15 protein-coding genes and 2 riboswitches are annotated in these 21,030 nt (G+C 45.6%); of the genes, 11 read left to right on the top strand and 4 right to left on the bottom strand.

Annotated features, from left to right (window positions below):
• The first annotated feature begins 718 nt into the window (after positions 1-718).
• Entirely contained in the window at positions 719-3,025 is a 2,307-nt protein-coding gene (locus D469_RS21025; protein WP_018922805.1) for a S8 family serine peptidase, read from the top strand.
• Between the two features lie 353 nt (positions 3,026-3,378).
• On the opposite strand, the gene D469_RS0107670 is transcribed toward D469_RS21025, so the two are convergent.
• From D469_RS0107670 to tenA, 4 genes are all read right to left on the bottom strand, one after another.
• The gene (locus D469_RS0107670; protein ID WP_018922803.1) at positions 3,379-4,692 is read right to left on the bottom strand and encodes an NCS2 family permease; all 1,314 of its coding nucleotides are present in this window, start codon (positions 4,690-4,692) and stop codon (positions 3,379-3,381) included.
• Between the two features lie 97 nt (positions 4,693-4,789).
• Entirely contained in the window at positions 4,790-5,143 is a 354-nt protein-coding gene (uraH, locus tag D469_RS0107665) for a hydroxyisourate hydrolase (protein WP_018922802.1), read from the bottom strand.
• An 18-nt stretch (positions 5,144-5,161) separates the two neighbouring features.
• Entirely contained in the window at positions 5,162-6,649 is a 1,488-nt protein-coding gene (gene pucL, locus D469_RS0107660; RefSeq protein ID WP_026286156.1) for a factor-independent urate hydroxylase, read from the bottom strand.
• A gap of 638 nt (positions 6,650-7,287) precedes the next feature.
• Positions 7,288-7,962, bottom strand: coding sequence for a thiaminase II (tenA, locus tag D469_RS0107655; RefSeq protein ID WP_018922800.1), 675 nt, complete (start codon positions 7,960-7,962; stop codon positions 7,288-7,290).
• 88 nt (positions 7,963-8,050) lie between these two features.
• Positions 8,051-8,154: riboswitch (TPP riboswitch) on the bottom strand.
• 272 nt (positions 8,155-8,426) lie between these two features.
• On the opposite strand from tenA, the gene D469_RS0107650 reads away from it, so the two are divergent.
• The 10 genes from D469_RS0107650 (at position 8,427) to cas1 (ending at position 21,026) form a co-directional block, all read left to right on the top strand.
• Entirely contained in the window at positions 8,427-9,737 is a 1,311-nt protein-coding gene (locus D469_RS0107650) for a CYP152 family fatty-acid peroxygenase CypC (RefSeq protein WP_018922799.1), read from the top strand.
• 314 nt (positions 9,738-10,051) lie between these two features.
• Positions 10,052-10,609, top strand: a complete 558-nt coding sequence (locus D469_RS0107645) for a hypothetical protein (RefSeq protein WP_018922798.1) — start codon at positions 10,052-10,054, stop codon at positions 10,607-10,609.
• A 401-nt stretch (positions 10,610-11,010) separates the two neighbouring features.
• Positions 11,011-11,220, top strand: coding sequence for a hypothetical protein (locus tag D469_RS0107640; RefSeq protein WP_018922797.1), 210 nt, complete (start codon positions 11,011-11,013; stop codon positions 11,218-11,220).
• A gap of 209 nt (positions 11,221-11,429) precedes the next feature.
• Positions 11,430-11,945: a DUF4269 domain-containing protein gene (locus D469_RS0107635; protein WP_018922796.1), complete on the top strand. Its 516-nt coding sequence runs from the start codon at positions 11,430-11,432 to the stop codon at positions 11,943-11,945.
• A 218-nt stretch (positions 11,946-12,163) separates the two neighbouring features.
• A riboswitch (TPP riboswitch) is annotated at positions 12,164-12,264 on the top strand.
• A 93-nt stretch (positions 12,265-12,357) separates the two neighbouring features.
• Entirely contained in the window at positions 12,358-13,626 is a 1,269-nt protein-coding gene (locus D469_RS0107630; RefSeq protein ID WP_018922795.1) for an acetylornithine deacetylase, read from the top strand.
• 410 nt (positions 13,627-14,036) lie between these two features.
• The gene (locus D469_RS0107625) at positions 14,037-14,699 is read left to right on the top strand and encodes an ABC transporter ATP-binding protein (protein ID WP_240473320.1); all 663 of its coding nucleotides are present in this window, start codon (positions 14,037-14,039) and stop codon (positions 14,697-14,699) included.
• The gene (locus tag D469_RS0107620; protein WP_018922793.1) at positions 14,696-15,592 is read left to right on the top strand and encodes an ABC transporter permease; all 897 of its coding nucleotides are present in this window, start codon (positions 14,696-14,698) and stop codon (positions 15,590-15,592) included. Before D469_RS0107625 ends, D469_RS0107620 begins: the two co-directional genes overlap by 4 nt.
• Before the next feature lie 15 nt (positions 15,593-15,607).
• Positions 15,608-16,594: an ABC transporter substrate-binding protein gene (locus tag D469_RS0107615; protein WP_018922792.1), complete on the top strand. Its 987-nt coding sequence runs from the start codon at positions 15,608-15,610 to the stop codon at positions 16,592-16,594.
• 247 nt (positions 16,595-16,841) lie between these two features.
• Positions 16,842-20,051 carry a type II CRISPR RNA-guided endonuclease Cas9 gene (gene cas9, locus D469_RS0107610; RefSeq protein WP_018922791.1) on the top strand — a complete coding sequence of 1,070 codons (3,210 nt, stop codon included), beginning with the start codon at positions 16,842-16,844 and terminating at the stop codon, positions 20,049-20,051.
• Between the two features lie 81 nt (positions 20,052-20,132).
• Positions 20,133-21,026: a type II CRISPR-associated endonuclease Cas1 gene (gene cas1 / locus D469_RS0107605; protein WP_018922790.1), complete on the top strand. Its 894-nt coding sequence runs from the start codon at positions 20,133-20,135 to the stop codon at positions 21,024-21,026.
• Positions 21,027-21,030 lie beyond the last annotated feature (4 nt).

Raw genomic sequence — 21,030 nt, 5'->3', positions numbered from 1 at the left:
TTTTTCACACCGTAAGAATGTATAAATCGTTGAAGGAAACGGTATACGTGCAACGAAGGCTCAGCCTGCGCCATCTGTTTGGCTTTGCCAAGTTTCTTTAAAATTATCCTTCTCGACCTTCTATCACGTTTCCGCTATACTACGAATAACCGCGCGTTCCCTATAGCACGTCCCCCTAAAGGAGATCGACCTCTACGTCAAATTCCCCGAACGATCCCACTGGGCATGACATGCTTTTCAAACAGCTTCTTACCACCTCTTTCACTGAATTTCTCGTTGCGTTTCCCACCGTTTTCGAACACATCGACACCACTCATCTTACATTTCTGGAACAAGAGTTTTCACCGACATCGGCAACCAGGACAAAGACGTCATCGCCCTGCTCGTCGAAACGAAAATCAAAGGCGAAGACGGACTCATTCTCGTCCCCGTGGTAGCCCAAGCCGCGCCTCATACCAACTTTTTTTCACATGTTTTGTTAGTTACCCTGGCTGTATGTAAAAACTCAAACTCCTAGAGGTAAGGAATTCCTTGTGCAGAAAACATTTAAAAACGTCTTTAAAAGTGGAATCCATTGATGCTTTGCTTTTTAAAATCTTTTTGTTTTATATAAAAAGTTTGTATTAGAAATGAATTGAATTGGGTAAATAAGAGCATAGAACTCTATCAATCTATAGGATGGTTATAACCATCGACTATTTAAAAGAAGGTGGGGATTATGCGAATACATCTTTTTATCGGCTGCAGGCAACCTTTTCAAAACATAAAGCATTTAAAGTTAACAATTATTTGTGCGTGGTCCTTCATTCTTTTGATTGGGAGTGGTCTGAATTCTGTATATGCCGAAGAAACGGAAGATTATTTTATTACTTTCACCGAGGAAGTTGACGAAACACTAATTGAAGAGAAAGGGGGAGAAGTAAACGAAACATATAACCTATTACCGACAGCTTTGGCGGAACTTAGTGAAGAAGTAGTAGAATCATTGTCTGAGTTAGAAGAAGTAGAGTACATTGAAGAGAACGAAAAAATACAATTAGATCCTCCTCCAGTTGCTGAAGAAGAGGAAGAAGTTTATATGGAAAGTTTAAGCGACGAAACAAAACTTTCTGCAGCAAATGAAACAATTGATTGGGCTATGGAACGCATTAATGCTCCGGCTGCCTGGGAGAATGGAGTAACCGGAGAAGGCGTCAGTGTCGCGGTCATTGATACCGGTATCATGCATGCTCATCCTGACCTTAATGTGACAGACAGTATTTCGTTTGTAGATGGGACTGAAGACGCTGAAGATGATAATGGACACGGCACCCATGTGGCAGGCATTATTAGTGCCCTTAATAACAATGAAGGGACAGTGGGAGTGGCACCAGAGGTCGACCTTTACGCTGCAAAAGTACTAAACCAAGATGGCAGCGGTTTTCATTCTTGGTTGGTGCAAGGACTTGATTGGGCTGTAGAGAATGAAGTTGACGTAATTAATTTAAGCGTAGGCGGGGATCGGCATTCTAATGTTCTTTCCGATGCAATAGAACGTGCCCATGAGGAAGGAAGTGTGCTTGTTGCAGCTGCGGGAAATCGTGGGAATGGGGAAGACCGGATTGAGTATCCAGCTCGCTATGATGACGTGATTGCGGTAGGTGCGACCAATAGGTGGGACCAGCGAGCGGAATTTTCAGCAACTGGCCCAGCTCTCGATTTAGTTGCTCCGGGCCAGCATATTTTAAGTACGACGAACGATGGAAGCTATGGCCGTGAAAGTGGAACTTCTATGGCAACTCCACACGTGAGTGGGCATCTTGCTCTTTTACAGCAAACAGAACCTGAGGCGACAAATGAAGAATTGAGCCGGCTGCTATTTGCCAACACTCAGAATTTAGGGAGGGAAACGCCAAACGAAGAGCACGGGCGCGGTATCACTTACATCTCTTCTGATCTGTCACTACCGGATATGACACCTCAGCCACCACTCAACCTTAGCGCTGAAGTAAGTGAAAGCCAAGTTGTCACTTTGAGGTGGGATCCGCCATCCGAAGGACCCGAACCTGACAGTTACCGAATTGAGCGTAATGGAAATGAGATCACCACCACCTCTGAGAACATTATGACTGATGAACCGGGGGCTGGTGAACACACATACAGGGTTACCGCGTTAGGGGCCGACAACAGTGCTTCAGATCCGGTTTCTACTACCGTTACAGTAGAAGGGCCTCAAGAGTTAGAGCCGGTGTCTGATTTGGAAGCTACAGTGACCGAGGAGGGAACGGTACAATTAAGCTGGAGCTATGATGAACCTGGTGATACTTCTTCTCTTGAAATTGTGCGCAACAATGCTTTTTTAAGTCATGTTGACATCACTACAACCAGCTATGAAGATGAACCTTCTGAAGGGACTTATACGTATACACTGATTCCATTAGATGAAAATAATCACCGGGCTGACAGCTCTTTGTATCGTAGTGTTACTGTTACTGTGCCTCCAGATCCAACAATGTTGGCTTCCTTTGCAGATATGGACCCAGAAGCTTGGCATTACGCTTACATTGCTGATTTGTATGATAGGAATTTTATTAATGGATATCCGGATGGGACAATGAGGCCAAATCAAAGCATTACCCGAGCGGAAGCAGCTATACTCCTCGTCCGTGCCACCGGGGTTTCTTCTACGGATGCCAGTCATAATTTTAATGATGTGCCGGACGGTCATTTTGCAGAAGAAGCAATTGCAGCGGCAGCCAGAGCGGGATTTATCAGCGGATATGAAGATGGAAGTTTCCGGCCGGGCGTATCGATCACTCGTGGCGAGACTTCGGCCATGTTCACGCGCGCCTATAATTATAGGAGTGGAGAAGGTAGAGAATTTCCTGACGTAAGCGAAAATTATTTTGCTCGTGAAGCGATTTATACATTAACGGGAGCTGGCATTATTGAGGGCTACCCGGATGGGACGTTTGGGCCGAATAATCGAGTGAGAAGATCTGAATATTCTGCTTTCTTAAGCCGTACGTTAGACCATCAACAATAAATAGAGAGCTTCGGCCTTTTGATCTTGGCCGAAGCTTTTTTAGACAGCAGGTCATGTCTTCCATCTAAGTGACGAAGCTCTTTAGGCCAAAATTGTGTACAAGTTTAGCTTCAGAGAAGACTGTTTACGCAAACGTTATTATTTGGCTCAAACCCTAGAAGAAGGGAGTGTTGCGACTCCTGCGGGAAAAGCAAAGCTCGCGAGCCCGCAGCAGTGAGCAGGCTGCGGATCTGAAGGAGGCTAAAGCGTTGCCTGCAGGAAAAGCAAGTCTTTCAGCTGCTATTGCCGAGAACTGATTTATGGGACAGTTTCTCCCTTTAACCATATCTTCCATATGTTGGAGCCACGGTAACTTATTCACCTAAAAAGGCGAAGTAACCGAGGAAGACAAAGAATAAGATATACATGATCGGGTGGATTTCGGCTTTTCGTCCTTTGAGCAACATGGTGACAGGATAAAAGATAAAGCCGAGGGCGATCCCGGTTGCGATACTGTACGTAAGTGGCATTGCAACGACAGTTAAGAAGGCTGGGACAGCGACTTCGAATTTATTCCAGTCAATTAAACCGAGTGAAGATGCCATTAAGATGCCGACGATGATTAAAGCAGCTGCAGTGACTTGATCAGTAACTACCGCAAGTAACGGAGAGAAAAATGTTGATAAGAGAAACAAACCTGCGGTGATGATGGAAGCAAACCCTGTGCGGCCGCCTGCAGCTACGCCGGAGGCCGATTCTATATAAGCGGTGGTGGTAGAGGTTCCGAGCAACGCTCCGACTGAGGTAGCGGTGGAATCAGCCATTAACGCCTTGCCCGCGCGCGGCAATTTATTATTTTTCACAAAGCCTGCCTGGTTGGCAACAGCGTACAGGGTGCCAGCTGTATCAAAAAAGTCAACGAATAAGAAGGTTAAGATAACAATGAGCATCTGTACCAGCAGGGCAGATGTCCACTCTACTTCAAACATACTTGTGACAGCAACTCCAAAAGTTGGTGCTAAACTTGGTACGGCCCCTACGATCTGATTAGGCAAGTCAATCAATCCGACAACCATTCCAGCGATTGACGTGAGCACCATTCCATAAAAGATACCGCCCCGATACCCGCGCACCATTAAAATGACGGTAACGACGAGGCCAAATACGGCGAGAAGGGTGGTTGCCTGCGTCATGTTACCGAGCGTAACGGCAGTTGATTCATCTGGGACTACAATCCCCGCGTTTTTCAAGCCAATAAAAGCAATAAACAGGCCGATCCCGGCTGCGGCTGCGTATTTTAACTCCGCTGGTATAGCGTTAATAATTGTTTCGCGAATGCCAAACAGTGTAATAATAATGAAAATAATACCAGAAGTAAACACGCCAAACAGAGCGAGCTGCCAATCAATGCCCATGCCAATGACTACCGTATAGGCGAAAAACGCATTTAAGCCCATTCCAGGCGCAAGCGCGATCGGATAACGGGCTAAGAGCCCCATAACTAGTGTTCCGATGGCCGCTGCTACTGCTGTAGCTGTGAAAACAGCCCCTTCGTCCATGCCAGCATCGGCTAGAATCATTGGGTTGACAAACAATATGTAAGCCATGGATAAAAACGTGGTCAAGCCAGCCAGGCTCTCTTTGCGGTAATTTGTTCGTAATTCTTTAAATTGAAAGTAGCGTTCCATAAAATCCCTCATTTCATTACTGCGAATAAGTTAACAGAAAGAAACGCCCCATTAACGTGAGAAAAGAGGCGTTGTCTTCGTTCGTACAAACCTCCGTTTAACTTCCTCGATAGACTTGGTATCCCCACGGTGAGACAAGAAGAGGAACATGATAATGGTCCTCTTCCCCCAGGAGATGTACGCGCACCGCTACTTTTTGTAGAAACGGAGGCTCGACCTGTTGGACTCCTTGTTCAGTAAAATAAGGTCCAATATGAAAAAGAAGCTCGTATTCTCCCGTAGTCATCTCAGCTTTGGAAAGCAGCGGCGTGTCTACGCGTCCGTCGGCATTCGTGACTGTTTTTGTTACCAACGAATGATCGGCTATGTTAAAGCGATATAACTCGATCTCCACACCAGCTGCTGGTTTTCCGTGGGCAAGGTCAAGGATGTGAGTGGTTAGTCCATTCATTTAAAAACTCCTTGTGCATTAATTCTGCGAATGTGTGAGACGTTGAGGCTGTGCTTGCGTCACATCCTCCTGCGTAACTTGAAAACGCTGAAAGCCATAAGGTAAGCGTGGTTCGGTATAAACTTTTCCTTCTGACCCTGGGATATTTTCTACAACTGCATCCCACGTTCGGTTTTGTGATTCAAAGGAAATATCGGTTAACTGTGGGAAGCGTTCAAGGACACGGCAGCCAATTTCATAAATTAATGCTTGGATAGACGGCGTTTCCATTTCATGAAAAATACTCGTCGCAATATCACGGACTTGTTCCGCGGCGACATACGTTGAAGGGTCATCCCCGAGCGCCTGCGCTGGATCTTGATAGCGCCAATCCAGGTTCAAATAAATAAACAACGGGCGGTTTCCATCTTCAGGCAAGGTTGTATACTCATCCCGAATAAAACCGGTAAAGCTGTTGTCTTTTACTTTAACGAGCTGCAAATTTAGGAGGCCTGATTTTTGTTCAACAATCTGCGTGCCGCCTGCTGTTTTCTGCAATTGGATTGAAGCATACGCCTCTTCATTTCTGGAACGGTTAAAGACAAGGTCGCTAATTGCAAGTTCTCCATCTTTAACAGTAGTCGTCGCATTGAACGGCACTTCTGTGGAACTTAGCTCAATCATCTCCACATGGTTGTATTTTTGTAAAAATGCTTCACTCGCATAAGATACAAACCCTTCTAAAGTTGTTCCTTCAAAGGAACCAAGATGCCACTGGATAAAATTTTTCATCGAGTCGGTGGCTACCACCAGGCTATTATCTCCTTCTGTAAATGACGAAAGAAAGGCTGGTCCACCAATTTCTATTGAGGCATTAAAGCCAAAGACGGTATTGTCCCGTCCACTAAAAGAGGATTCGGGAATTTGTTTTACTCCTGAGAGTGGTGTGAGAAATGTACGGTAGGCAAATACATCAGCTTTTCCATAGGAAAGCATTCGGGCTGCTTGCTGGTCTTGCATATGATCGTCTCCCTTCTTGCATTTATCAACCAGGCGAAAATAAGCAATTTTATAAATCTCATCTAAAGCTGTCGTAAATTCCTGCTCTGCTGAATTTTTCACCCTGTTTTTTAAAGAAATGTAAATATCATGCTTTGTTTTTCCTTTCACGGCGAAGATAAAAGGGAAGTCGAACGTTTCCATATACGTTTTATTCAACGCATTCAGTTCCTCATTTTCCTCGATTGTGAGTCCTCGAAGGCCGGCTTGTTTTTGTTCGTCGCATGAATTGGTACTCATCTTTTTGTTCGTGCCAAGATTTGGGTGGGCTTTTATCAAGGCAAGCTGGTCCTGGTAATCACTCGTCTTTACGACGTGAACCATTTCATTATGAAGGGTTTCCATTGAGGCGAAAGGTTTTTGCCGGTAAGCTTCAACAGCGATCCAGGATGAATCTTCAAATATGTCACCAAATGTGCGACTAAATGTTTTCAAATCCATTTGATTTACTTCTTCAATCGTCAGCATGAGTTCAACCCTTTCATAAGTGAGTAAGCGTATAAACAGCAGTTTTAGGAAGTGGAAATCTTTTTTCAAGCTCTGAACAAATAAAGGTACAGAAGAAGACGAAAACAGCATGACTCCTCACGTGGTGGTAGCTGCTATATTAGCGGATCAACATATGAAGGTCATTATTTAAAATCACTAATTGGAAGTTTGTAATTGTTGGAATTATCTAAAGAAACGAAAAAATTGTTAGGCTTTCTATCAAAACCAATGGTGGGATGAAGAGAAGAAGATGAAGATGCAGGTGAAAAGGTGAGGATGAAGAGCCCATCAGAGTAGGGTTTGAGCATGGTAAGGATGCAGTAGCTATCGGATGAAAGCTTCTTTTTTTCGAAGGAAGGTCAAGACAGGAGTGTTGTCAGATCTGATGACGGGAAAATTTAATAAACGATTCCGACCTCGAAGGGGGGAGGAAGGGGAAACAGAATAGAATGGCCACACACAAACGGCCATCTCTGCTGTTATATGCCCTATAAAGAGGGAAAACATGTCCATTAACATTTTGAAAATCCATCAATTGGGCAAAATAACGGTCTTCATGGCCGAAACAAAAAACTGCGGCGTGCGGCCACGCCGCCACATCGCCGCACGATCGCCCATTACAATTTCGGCCAGTCTTCCTGCTGATAAGCCGCTTCCCAGAACAGATATTCATAGTGGCTGGTGGTCAAAAAGATTTCTTCATAGCGCTGCATGTCAGCTTCTGGTTTCCCTTCCATCGAACGGTCCAGCAATTCAATCGTCCAATTGGCTAGCTCTTCAAATTCTTCGCCGGCATACATTTTTACCCATTCGCCGTAAAATGGATGGTTCACCGAATCTGGGTATTGGGCTGCGAGTCGCTTGCCGATCTCATGATAGCCCCATGAGCACGGAACGAGACTGGCCATGAGCTCAGCGAGGCTGCCGTTATGCGCGGCGTGAAGCATATAGTGCGTGTACGCCACCGTAGTAGGAGCGGGCTTGGCTGCGGCCAACTCTTCAGGAGTAATGCCAAACTGAGCGGCGTACTCACGGTGGAGATCCATCTCGGTATTGAGCGTACCGTCGAGCAGGTTGGCAAACTGGCTCATAGTCGCCTCATCTTGTGCTTTTGTCACACCAAAGGCAAATAATTTGGCGTATTCAATTAAATACAGGTAGTCCTGGACCATGAAGTAGCGGAATTTGCTTTGGTCGAGGGTACCCTGGCCGATCTCCTGCACGAATGGGTGCTCGAACGATTTTGTCCAGATGGCTTCGGCTTTTTGGTATAGGCGTTCGGATGGTTTCATACGTTGCTCCTCCTTTTAATGGAGGGGTGCGCGGACCCTAAAAAAAGCACTTCCATAAATGGGAAGCGCCGGATAGGTATAGTCCCTAAGTAGTCGGTCGTCACTTCCCTTCGCTAGTGTTAACTAGTGGCAGGTTCAAAGGGTCGAAGAACAAGTTCTTCTCTCAGCCGCGCGGCACCCCTAGTGAATAATGATCTAGTTCCTTTTCACTGTAGCAAATGAGGAGATGGAAGGCAAGCGATATCCTGAAAATTAAGAGTTGGCTGAATATTGTAAGGGCTCAGTACCCGCGTTATTAGGAGATGTAGCTCACCTTAATGAACGGCAGATCTAGAGAAATACTGATAAATTTGTTTTTTCTTCTACAAAACGGGGAAGTCTATCTGTAGAAATTTCTACTTATATGGCCACTGTCTAGCGAAAAATGGCAGTGAACCATAATTTAGATAAAGGAGTTGAAGCTGGTGAGAGTACAACAACCGGTCCCGCAAGCCGATGGTATTGATAACACTATGGCTTTAATGAAAGAAGGATTTCATTTTATTCCCAGGCGCCGGGAAGAACTGCAGTCCGATATTTTTGAAACGCGGATCATGGGCCAAAAAACGGTCTGCATGGGAGGAGAAGAAGCGGCAGAAGTGTTTTATGACAATGAACGTTTTAAACGAAAAGGTGCTGCGCCCTTGCCGCTGAAAAGTGCATTGCTCGGCCACGGAGCGGTACACGGTTTGGACGGCGAAGAACATAAACAACGAAAGCGCATGTTTCTTTCCATGATGACACCTGAGCGCATTGAGGACATGAAAGAAATAGCCGTTGAAGAGCTGGACAAGAAAGTGAGCGAATGGGAAGGCAAAAACAGGGTCGTGCTGTTGGATGAAATGCTGGAACTGATGGCGCGTACGGGCATGCGCTGGGCCGGGGTCCCGTTTGAAGAGGACGAAATCAACCGACGTACGCAGGAGCTTACTGAAATGGTGGATTCTTTCGGTTCTGCTAAACGTCTCCATCGTGGCTCTAAAGCACGGGACAGCCACGAAAAATGGCTGAAAGACTTGATTAAAAACATCCGCAAAGGCAAGGTGAATGCCCCGGCCTATACACCAGCTTATATAGTGGCGCACCACCGTGAGCCAAATGGCAAATTGCTTGACCCTGATGTAGCAGCGGTCGAATTAAGCAATGCCTTCCGTCCATTAATGGCAACAGCATACTTCATTGTATTTGGCGTGGTTGCGCTTCATGAACATCCTGAGACCAATGACAAGCTGAAAAGGGATGAGAACAATTACAGCCAGATGTTTACGCAGGAAGTGCGCCGCTATTATCCGTTTGCCCCGGCGATGGCGGCCAAAGTGAAAAAGAACTTCACCTGGCAGAATTATAAATTCAAAAAGAACATGCTGGTCGTATTAGACTTGTTCGGCACAAACCGCCATCCTGATGCTTGGGAAAACCCAGGCGAGTTTCGCCCAGAACGGTTTAAAAACTGGAAGGGAAGCCCGTTCGCATTTGTTCCGCAGGGCGGCGGCGACCACCATACAGGACACCGCTGTGCCGGCGAGTGGACGACGGTGATGGTTATGCGCTCGTACTTTAAGTATTTAACTGAAAACGTTTCGTTCTCGGTCCCCGACCAGGACTTAAGCTACGACTTAACGCGCATGCCTACGATGCCGAAAAGTGGCGTCGTGATCAGCGATGTGAAGAAGAAACGGGAATCAGCCGATAACATTGCTCAGGAAGAAGCGAGCCAGACGGTAATAAAATCGTAAAGCGTGTGTAAACGAAGCCGGTCCAACCGAGGGCCGGCTTTTGCTTATGTGTACTGGCCATAAAGCTGTTACGTATTTGGAATGGTATGTAAATCATGTGGAATGTTACGTATTTGTGGCGCAAGGCTTTTTTAGTAGTGGAGAACACGTATGGAAACGCATGCTTGCTCAAATAATAAACGCGACTGGTAAAAGCTTAAATAAACATTAAAAAGGTTTATCCATACATTATTCAAGTTAAATCACTAAACGCCGCGTAGCCGAGATGCTTTTTTAGTGGAGATTGCGATAAAAAGAAGGAGGGAACGAATGGAATGGAAATATTTATACTGTTTACCGTGTTGTGGCTCGGAATGCTGTTATGGATGACCTCCAGAATGGAAAAGCCGGATGAATGGTATTTCCCGAGTGTAAGGCTCAGTGATTATCCGAGTCCCTGGGTGGAAAAACAAGCAGAGCCAGTTCCAGTGCATGACGATAAAAGGATCAACCGCCAGATTAATCAAGAAATAGGTGAAGAATTAACGCCGTTTCGCGCCAATGTAGATGAGATTCAAACGGCAATGGGCGAGGTGGAAGCACATCTTTTGCAGCAAAATTTCAACCCGAATTCCTACCAGCTAAAAGAGCTGTCCCAAGAACTTACTTTTCTTATGAAGCAGTATGAAACAGAAAAAAAGCAAGCCCTTCAGCATGCGCATCACGCGCTTCAACATGTGCTGCAAACCTTGCAGACTGCGGAACAGTCACTGTATACCTTGGATGAGGTGCAGCAGCAAAAAGCAAAAATTACACAAGCACAAGATTTTTTATATCAGCATTATACGGTTGACATTCCCCCGTTTTTCTTCCAACAGGATACTAATAGATAGCTTCACTAATACTCCCCAGAACAAAAAAGCCCCTCACCAATTTAGTGAGTGGGCATCCACTTTCTCAATTCAGGAAAAAGGAGAATCTGCTAATAAAGGCAAAGCAAAGAGAGCTTTCTTCCTCTCATGTTTCTTTGAGGATGAAAACCCTCTTTTCGGCAGCTAGTTGGGTTAACCTGTAACCCATTGTGGTGACCAAAGAGCTGCTTGCTAATCAGTACCCGCTGTATAAAAATCTAAACCTATTTCTTTAACAAATTTGGTAGATGGATAAAAGTTAGAGGAACAGAACCAAGATTCACCTATGATAAACTAGAAGAGACAGAGCGTTTCGACGAGACATGGGCCACGCGCTCTTTTTTGTTGCGCTCGTAGAACCATTTGGAGAAAGGAGACCGTAAATGAGCAGCTTATGGATTGATATAATCTTGATTGTCATCATATTAGTAATTGTGACAGCCGTTATTATGGGGACCATTTCTACATTTAAGTATTACAACGTTAAGCGGCGCGAGCTTGAGGGAGAGGCGCAAAAGGCAGAAGCGCCAAAGGAACATGAGGAGCAAGATGAAGAGAGAAATGAACCTTCCGAAGAAGAGCGGAAGAAATAGAGCCACGAGATAGGGAGTAGGGCGTTAGTATTTTTAACTCATGGGAGCCACCATTATTGTAACTATTCTGGGGGGTAGGTGACATTGTTCGGTATACTATGCTGGTTCTGATTTGCTCAGTTTGGGTAAGATTCAGACTGCACTGCAGAAAATTAAAGAAGCAAGTGAGCGTGCTGCTGAATAGAACGAAATAAAGGGGGAAGGCTGCAATGAAGGCGGATGATGACAGACGGCAAAACGCAGAGCAGGTGCTGACAGAGCTGAACCTAGAGGAAGTACTTAGACCTTACAGCCCTACTTTTTGTGGGACTATTCCAATTGGGTTGGCTACCGATGACTCTGATATAGATATCATAATGCAGGTGGAAGAAGAGGATTTCCCTGCAGTAGAAAAACAGCTGCGGACCTGCTTTGCAGCGAATCCTGGCTTCCGTCTTAAACGATCGTTTAAAAAAGGTCAGCCTGTACTAAAGGGAGCGTTTACGTACCAGGGATTTGACATAGAGATTTTTGCTCAACCCGTCCCGATAGAAGCACAGCATGCATATGTACATATGGTAATAGAAAGAAAACTGCTAGAAGAAAACCCTGGCCTGCGCGAACCGGTCCTGGCCTTAAAGCGGCAGGGCTATAAAACCGAACCCGCTTTCCAGTACGTATTAGGCTTAGAAGGCGATCCGTATGAAGCGCTGATAGAATACGGGCAAAAGCGCGGATGGGTGTAAGAGGGCTGTTGGAGGTAGAGAGCGGACGGCGTATAGGAAGAACACATAACATTAGCTTACATTTACGTAACATTGGGGTGTGTGAGTGGAAGGCGGTCCCTCTCGATTCATCCGCTAAGCAGTCCACTCTCAAAGCCGCCTCCGCTTTTCTTTCCCAAAAAAGGTGTTGACGCATTTGAGAGGGTATGCTTGAATGAAATTATACCAATTACATACGCACCGACCACTGGGGGAGCCTGTTTGGCTGAGAGAGACGCGGTCTCGACCCTTTGAACCTGATCTAGTTCATACTAGCGGAGGGAAGTGGGGGCAGTTCGCGCTAATCAGTACATAACTGGCGTTGATAGATGCACCCGCTTCGGACTCCGAGGCGGGTTTTTTGCGTGGTTGGCTGTGAAAGGAGAGGATGCGGATGTCGATTAAAGAGCGGCTGCTTGCGGAGGTGCGTGAGCGGGAAACGGAGTGGCTGGAGCTGGTGGAGGAGTTGATCCGTTTTGAAACGCCGAGTCCGCCGGCGAGGAATACGGAGGAAATTCAGAATTATGTGGCAGGTCAACTTCGGGCGGCCGGCTGTTCGATCGACGAGTGGGAGCTTTATCCCGGCGACAAGGTGGTGGTTGGCACGAAGCGGGGTACGCGGTCGGAATCGGCGCGGCGGCTGATTTTGAATGGCCATGTGGACGTGGCGCAGGTGGAAGAAGATGAGCCGTGGGTCCGGCCGCCGTTTGATCCGGTGACAGAAGACGGCTACGTGTACGGGCGCGGCGCTTCGGATATGAAAGGCGGCGTGGCCGGCATGCTGTTTGCGATGAAGCTGCTGCAGGAGCACGGCATCGAGCTGCCCGGCGATGTCTACGTGCAGTCGGTGACTGGCGAGGAAGTGGGTGAAGCGGGGACGAAGTCGTGCTGCGAACGCGGCTATGAGGCCGACTTTGCGCTGGTGACTGATTCGAGCGATTTGCAGATTCAAGGGCAGGGCGGCGTGGTGACCGGCTGGGTGACGGTGAAAAGTAAGGAAACGTTCCATGACGCGCAGCGCCGGCAGATGATTCATGCAGGCGGCGGAGTGCATGGTGCGAGTGCTGTGGAAAAAATGGCAAAGGTGGTCCAGAGTCTGCAAGAACTCGAACAGCATTGGAGCGTGATGAAGAGTTACCCCGGCTTTCCACACGGAACAACGACGATCAATCCAGCCGTCATCGAAGGCGGTAGGCATGCAGCTTTTATCGCCGACGAATGCCACTTGTGGATCACGGTGCATTATTACCCGAATGAGCACCACGATGAGGTGGTCCGTGAGATCGAGGACTATTTGAACGCGCTGGCCGCGGCGGATCCGTGGCTTCGCGATAACCCGCTTCAATTTAAGTGGGGCGGCGAATCGATGATCGAAGACCGCGGCGAAGTGTTTCCGCCGCTTGCCATTGACGAGGAGTGGCCAGGCGTCCAAGTGTTGGAGCGGGCTCATGCGGCGGTGCACGGGGAGTCAGCGGTCAAGTCAATGTCCCAGACGGTCACCGACGGCGGCTGGTTCAGCGACGCAGGCATCCCGTCCGTGATTTACGGGCCGGGTAACCTGGAAAACGCACATGCAGTGAATGAGCGGGTATCAGTCGATCAGCTGCGCCGCTACATTGAGACATTAGTGTGCTTCCTGCTGGACTGGGGCGAAGTGGAATGAAGAATAAATTTGGCAGAACGATGTCAGCGTGGCGCACGTGGCGGGAAAAAATCGCGGGCCGGTGCGCTCCGCCCGTGGAGGCGGCGACGGCGCACTCGTGGGGCGCGACTCGGCATACAAGTCCCGTGACGCCACACCTAAGCAGCGTCATGCCACAACAAATGAGGGTCTCGCCACAACCGAGCAGAGTGACGCCACAACAAATGAGCGTCACACCACAACCCAGCGGAGTGACGCCACAACAAAGCGGGTTCACTCCACAAGAAAGCAGAGTCACGCCACAACCCGGGGGCGTGACTGCGCAACCGGCCGATCACGCGGCGCCACCCAGCTCATCTCCCGCTCCGGTGTTAGCGCTCGACCAGGTGGCTTTCCGCTATAACGCGCACGAATCACGTGTTTTGGAGGATGTGTCGCTCCACGTCAAACCGGGTGAAATCGTCGTACTGCTTGGTCCGAGCGGGTCGGGGAAAAGTACGATTTTCCGCTTGCTCTCTCAACTAGACCATCCGGAATCCGGGATGGTAACAACACCGGAGAAAATCGGGCTTATGCCGCAGGATGACCTTCTTCTACCGTGGCGGACGGTGCTTGAGCAAGGGGCGCTTCCGCTGGAAATTCAAGGCATGAAAGGAAAGGACGCGCGCCGGCGCGTCCTCGCCCGACTGCCGGCATTTGGCCTGGAAGAAGTGGCGGATAAGTATCCGGAGGCGCTTTCCGGCGGGATGAAGCAGCGGGTGTCGCTCCTTCGCGCAACGATGGCCGGGGAGAAGACGCTGCTTCTCGATGAGCCGTTTAGTAAGCTCGATGCGTTGACAAGGGTTTCGATGCAGGAGTGGCTACTCGAAATGTGGGAGAAAACGGGGCTCACCATATTGTTTATTACGCATGATTTAGATGAGGCCTTGCTGTTGGCGAACCGGGTGCTGTTATTTCCGGAAGCACCGCTTTCAAACCCGCTTGAGACGAAGGTTCCACTCGGCCGTCCGCGCAGCGCGGAAGATATTACAAAGCCGGCCGCACAAGAAATAAAACGTGAGTGGCTGCGGCAGTTAAGGGGGGATATAAGGTGAGCCTGGATGACCGAGTGACTGATCAGTCTGCTCAATCAACAACTGGAGATCAGCAACCTGAACAAAGCTTCCAACAAGAACAAACAGAACCATCCAACGCGGCTCCTGCTCCGCCTGCTCAGGCGCCTGAGGAGGAGAAAAAAACCTCGCGTCTCCGACCTTTGCTTGCCCCGGCCGCGCTCTTTGCAGTCTTTCTGCTCCTCTGGACCGGGATTGCCTGGTGGTATGATCAGCCTTTCATTCTACCGACGCCGTGGGATGTGGTTCTCCGCTTCGGCGAGCTCTATGAAGCGCTGCTGTTTGTCCACTTGCCGGCAACCTTGATCGTTGTGCTGATTGGCCTTGCCATTTCCATCATTCTCGGTTGGCTGACAGCCCTTGCGATGACCGGGGTGCCGGCTCTGGAGCGCGCGGTCTTTCCATTGCTTGTCGCCTCGCAGACGATACCGATCATTACGCTTGCGCCGATTTTTGTGCTCTGGTTTGGCTACAGCGTCACCAGCAAAGTCGTGGTAACTGTTTTGATTACGTTTTTTCCCATTACGGTGAATACGTTCGACGGCCTTCGGTCCACAAGAAGCGACCTGCTTGACTTGACGCGAACCATGGGCGCGTCGCCTCTCCAACGGCTGGTGAAGGTGCAGCTTCCGTCCGCTCTACCGTCTTTCTTTTCCGGACTGAAAGTGGCTGTCACCCTGGCTGTGATCGGGGCGGCGATTGCGGAATGGCTAGGAGCGGATCGCGGATTGGGGTATTTCTCGCGCCGGATGATGACGCAGTTTGACGGCGCGGGCGTGTTTGCGCCGATTGTGCTGCTGTCGCTATCGGGGATTGTGTTGTTTTTGCTAGTAAAAGTGGCGGAACGGCTGGTTGTACGGCCGCCGCGCAAATAATAAGGAGGAATCATTATGTGGAAAAAAGGAATAGGCATCGCTTTAAGTCTCGCCGTGCTAAGTGCATGCGGCGCGGAAGAAACAGAAGGTGACGAGGCGGATGAGCTGTCGCTGATGCTGGACTGGTATCCAAACGCGGTACATAGCTATTTGTACGCGGCGCAGGAGGAAGGATTTTTTGAGGAGGAAAATATAGAATTAGACATTCAGTTTCCGGCCAATCCGACCGACCCGATTAATTTGACCGGGGCGGGCGAAGTGGATATGGCGATGTCGTATGAGCCGACGGTGCTGATGAGCCGGGACGAAGGGCTTCCGGTCGTCTCCATTGCCACGATCGTGCAGTCGCCCTTAAATCACATAATGTCCTTGGAAGAAAGCGGGATTGATGAACCGGCCGATTTGGAAGGGAAAACGATTGGATATCCGGGCGGGCCGACGAATGAGCCAATTGTGGAGCGCGTGCTGGCCGAAGCCGACTTGACGATGGATGATATCACCTTAACAGACGTAGGCTTTGACATTGGCCCGGCGCTCGTTTCTGGAAATGTCGATGCGATCGTAGGGGCTTATATTAATCATGAATATCCGTTGCTTGAGCAGGAAGGTCATGACATTTCCTACATGAATCCGGGGGATAAAGGTGTGCCGAACTATGATGAACTCGTGCTGATCGCAAATGAAAATGAAATTGCTGAAAAGGAGGAAGTGTTCGAGCGCTTTTGGGCAGCAGCATCGCGCGGTTATGAAGTCGTTCGTGATGACCCGGAATACGGCTTGGATCTGTTATTTCAGCACGAAGAAGAAGAGGAATTTCCGTTAAATGAAGAAGTCGAAGAAGAGAGTATGGAGATTTTGCTGGAACGCATGGAGACTCAGGAGCGCGCGTTCGGCGAGACCTCGCTGGAAGAAAGTGAAAGCGTCGTCGACTGGGTTTATGAAGCCGGCCTGGTAGAAGAACGCCCCGACGTCGAAGACGCCTTGTGGCCGGTGGGGGAATAGAATTTATCACCAAATTATTTTTCTTTTGACAACTTTAAACATTTAATGTAATATAAAGGTATCATATTACAGCAATGGATTAGATGTTGATATGATAAGGTTGCTTGAAAGCAGCCGTGGCGTTGGGGATCGCCTGCTCACTTTAAAGGTGAGTGTCTCCCCACTTACATAAGGCTTTACAAGACCCCAGTGATCGACGTTAATCGACTACTGGGGTTTTTTTATTAAATTAAGGAGATGAAACATTATGAGTGACACGATAGACTATAGGATCGGTCTTGATATCGGAACGAATTCTGTAGGCTGGTCTATAGTAGAATTAGAGTTCAATGGTGAACAATACGAAACGGTTAATTTGATTGATGCAGGAGTTCGTATGTTTGATAAGGCTGAAGTTCCAAAGACAGGAGCGTCCCTCGCTTTTCCGAGGCGTCTTGCACGGAGTACTCGACGTCGCTTGAAAAGACGAGCTAACCGAAAAAAGGCCATACGTAATTTGTTAATTAATCAAGATGTAGTTAATGAAAAAGAATTAGAAAAACTCTTTCAATCACCTACATTAATTGATGTGTGGTCTTTGCGAGTTGAAGCTTTGGACCGGCTTTTAGGACGGGAAGAATGGGCTCGCCTTTTAATCCACCTTGCCCAAAAACGAGGTTATAAGTCTAATCGTAAAGCAGAAGAATCTACGAAAGAAGGAAAAGTGGTTTTATCATCTATTAATGAAAATACTGAACGGTTAAAAAGGTATCGAACCGTGGGGGAAATGTGGGTTGAAGATCCTCATTTTGAAGGTCGATTTCATAACCAAGAAAATGAATACAAATTTAATGTAACAAGACATCAATTAGAAGAGGAAATTCGTTTCCTGTTTAAACAGCAAAGAGAATTAAATTCTCCATATGCCAGCAATGAGTTAGAAGAGCATTATTTAAACATATGGGGACATCAGTTACCCTTTACGAGTGGAAATTCAATACTAAATAAAGTAGGGCAATGTTCATTATTGGAGAATGAAAAACGGTTTCCAAAAGCTACATATACGTTTCAATATTTTATGGTGCTAGATAAGTTGAACCGTATTCGCCTTAAACCCTCTGTAAGAAAACTGACACAGGAAGAGCGTTCTCATGTCATAAACAGTTTGTTTAATCGGTCAAATATAAAAAAGACCCCGCCAAAAGTGAAGTATAAGGATATTCGCAAGATAATAGAGATAGCGGAGGAAGAAACATTTCATGACGTTGTATATGATACTGAGAAATCAATAACTAAAAATGAAGATATTCCGTTTGTTAATCTGGATTCTTATTATAAAATAAAAAAAGTTTGTGATGAGCATAAAGAGGAATATGGCCCTGCTGATTATGATGCTGTCGGGTACGCTTTAACCGTTTATAAGACAGACCATGACATCAGGCTATATTTAAGAAACCCAGAGAATCTTGCCAAACGTGTCTTTGAAGAAAAGTTTATTCAAACTTTGTTACTACAATCATATTCGACCTTTGGACATTTAAGCCAGAAAGGGATTCAAGCTATTCTTCCGTTTATGGAAGAAGGAATGACCTATATTGAAGCGGCTCAACAAGCAGGATTTAATACGACAGGCTTTAAGAAAGAAGGCAAATCTAAGTTTTTAAAAGTGATTCCTGATGATATTCGAAATCCTGTGGTTATGCGCTCGCTTACTCAATCGAGGAAAGTAGTAAATGCAATTATTAAAGAGATGGAGGAGCAACCACAATCTATTCATGTAGAATTAGCGAGAGAGTTATCAAAAGATAATGATGAGCGGAAAAAGATATCAAATCAGTATGAAAAAAATCGGAAACGAAATGAGGGAGCCGTAAAAATTCTTAGTGAAAATGGCATTCTTAATCCAACAGGCCATGATATTGTTAAATATAAGCTATGGTCTGAACAAAGAGGCCACTGTATGTATTCATTGAAACCTATCCCAGCAGAGGAATTTTTTGCAGAATTAAAAGCAGAACGAAATCGGGCTCCCATGTTAGATGTTGATCACATCATTCCTTATTCTAAATCATTTGATGATTCATACAGCAATAAAGTTTTGGTCTATAGTGACCAAAATCGTATTAAAGGAGACCGTTTACCTGTTGAATATTTTGATGGAGACATTGATAGATGGAATGAATTTATAGGATTTGTAAATTCATGTGACTTTTCTAAGAGAAAAAGAACTAATTTGACAAAAAAGAGATTGAATGAAGAAGAAGAACAGTTAATAAAAGAACGTCATTTAAATGATACCAGGTATGCCAGCCGTTATTTTAAAAATTATTTAGAAGAACATTTGAAGTTTAAAGTCTCTGAAAAAAAGAAAGACAAAAAAAGAGTTGAAACGGTTGCTGGAAAAATCACTTCTCATTTAAGAAAAAGGTGGGGCCTAGTAAAACATCGACAAGATACTCATCTTCACCATGCCCTTGATGCGGTAGTTGTCGCTTGTACTGATACAAAAATTATTCAAGACGTGATACGTTATTACCGTTTAAAAGAAGAGAGTAGAGCAGAGTCTAATATTTACTTCCCCTTGCCTTGGAAAACATTTCGAAATGACATCTTGCACAGGTTGTCGTTAGTTGCTGTGCCCGAACAGGTTAAAGAAGCACTCGAGGGTGATCAAGAACAAACAGAGTATATGCTCGTTTCAAGAATGCCAAGGCGTTCTATAACTGGAGCGGTTCATAAAGAAACGATTTCTACTTTTGGCGGATATGATGAAAAAGGAAAAGTACTAATGGTACAAAAAGTTCCTCTTAATGAGATTAAGTTTGATGAGAATGGCGATTTTAAAATGTTTAATAAAGAATCAGACCCCGCCACTTACGAAGTTATTAAACAACGCCTCTTAGAAAATAATGGAGACTCGAATATAGCATTTGAAAAGCCTTTGTACAAACCTAGTAAAAAAGGAAACGGAAATGAAATTAAACGGGTAAAAGTGATTAAAGAACAAAAAACAATGATGAGACAAGTAAACGGCGGTATTGCAGAAAATGGCGACCTTGTAAGAATAGATTTTTTTCAAAAAGATAAGAAGTATGTGATGGTTCCTATTTATACATGGGATACAATAGAACCTGTTTTGCCTGATAAATATGTAGTCGGCGGAAAAGGTTATCAGCAATGGCCAAAGATAACTGAAGATTACCATTTTAGTGCTAGTATATATCCTTATGAACTGATTCGAGTAGTGACAAAAAAAGGGGTAGATCGTTTTTATTATTTTTCTTCATTAAATATTGGTAAAAATGTTATAAAAGTTATTGAGTGTAATATACCTCACCAAGAATATATTGAAATTGGTGTAAATTCTATCACTTTGTTAGAAAAGTACGAAATGAATGTTCTCGGTAAAATAAAAGGTGTTGTGCAAGATTCTAGAAACACATTTTCAAACTATAAGATAAAAAAGCACACACAGTGAGTGGGTTAAACCCTCTTACTGTGTTTATTTAATGAAAGTTTTGTTCATCCTATTATTGAAGAATTAAGAGGAGTGATAAGAATGGGATGGCGCCATATTATGATTACTCAGCCAATAAAACTTTCTATCAAACAACAACAATTAGTTATCAAACAAGATGTAGAAGTCACTGTTCCCTTACAAGATATTTCCACTATTACATTAGAACATAAGCAAACTATCATTACTCAAAGTGTATTATCTGCTTGTGCTTCGAATCGGATTGCTTTAATTAGCTGCGACAACAAAAAATTACCAGATGGGATTTTTACCTCTTATCATCAGCATTCGAGACAATTGACTGTCTTAAATATGCAACAATCTTTATCAAAACCTTTGAAAAAGAGGCTATGGCAACAAATTGTGAAACAAAAAATAATGAATCAAGCTAATTGTCTCGATAGTCATGGATGCGAAGAAAGTTCTAAGCTTTTGTCTATAGCCAGACAAGTAGAATCTGGTGATACATCTAATCGTGAAGGTTACGCAGCAAAAATATATTTTCCACAATTATTTGGTTCTAGTTTTACTAGGCGAGCAAATGATAGCAGAAACCGATTGTTGAATTATGGATATTCAATCATGAGAAGTACAATAGCGCGCTCATTAGTAGCTTACGGGTTTACCCCTTGCTTAGGCATCCACCATGATAGTCAAACAAATCCATTTAATTTAGCAGATGACTTTATGGAAGTTTTACGACCATTAGTTGATATGCATATTGTTGAGCTTCCCCCGAACAATTGGGATGTTAATACAAGAGCTAGTATTGTTAACTTATTAAACAAAGAGGTTGAAATTAATGGAGCAATGTACGTAGCATCATCTGCTGCTGATGAAATGGTGAAAAGTTTTGTAGCAGTTTGTCGTCAAAATGATATTTCGTATTTGAAGCTTCTTACTATACCTCGTATTACTGTGAATGAAGCAATATGAGGCA

The organism is Salsuginibacillus kocurii DSM 18087 (assembly GCF_000377705.1).
Lineage (GTDB): Bacteria > Bacillota > Bacilli > Bacillales > Marinococcaceae > Salsuginibacillus > Salsuginibacillus kocurii.
Note: the sequence above shows the minus strand (reverse complement) of the source record. Positions and strands in the feature narration are given on the sequence as shown.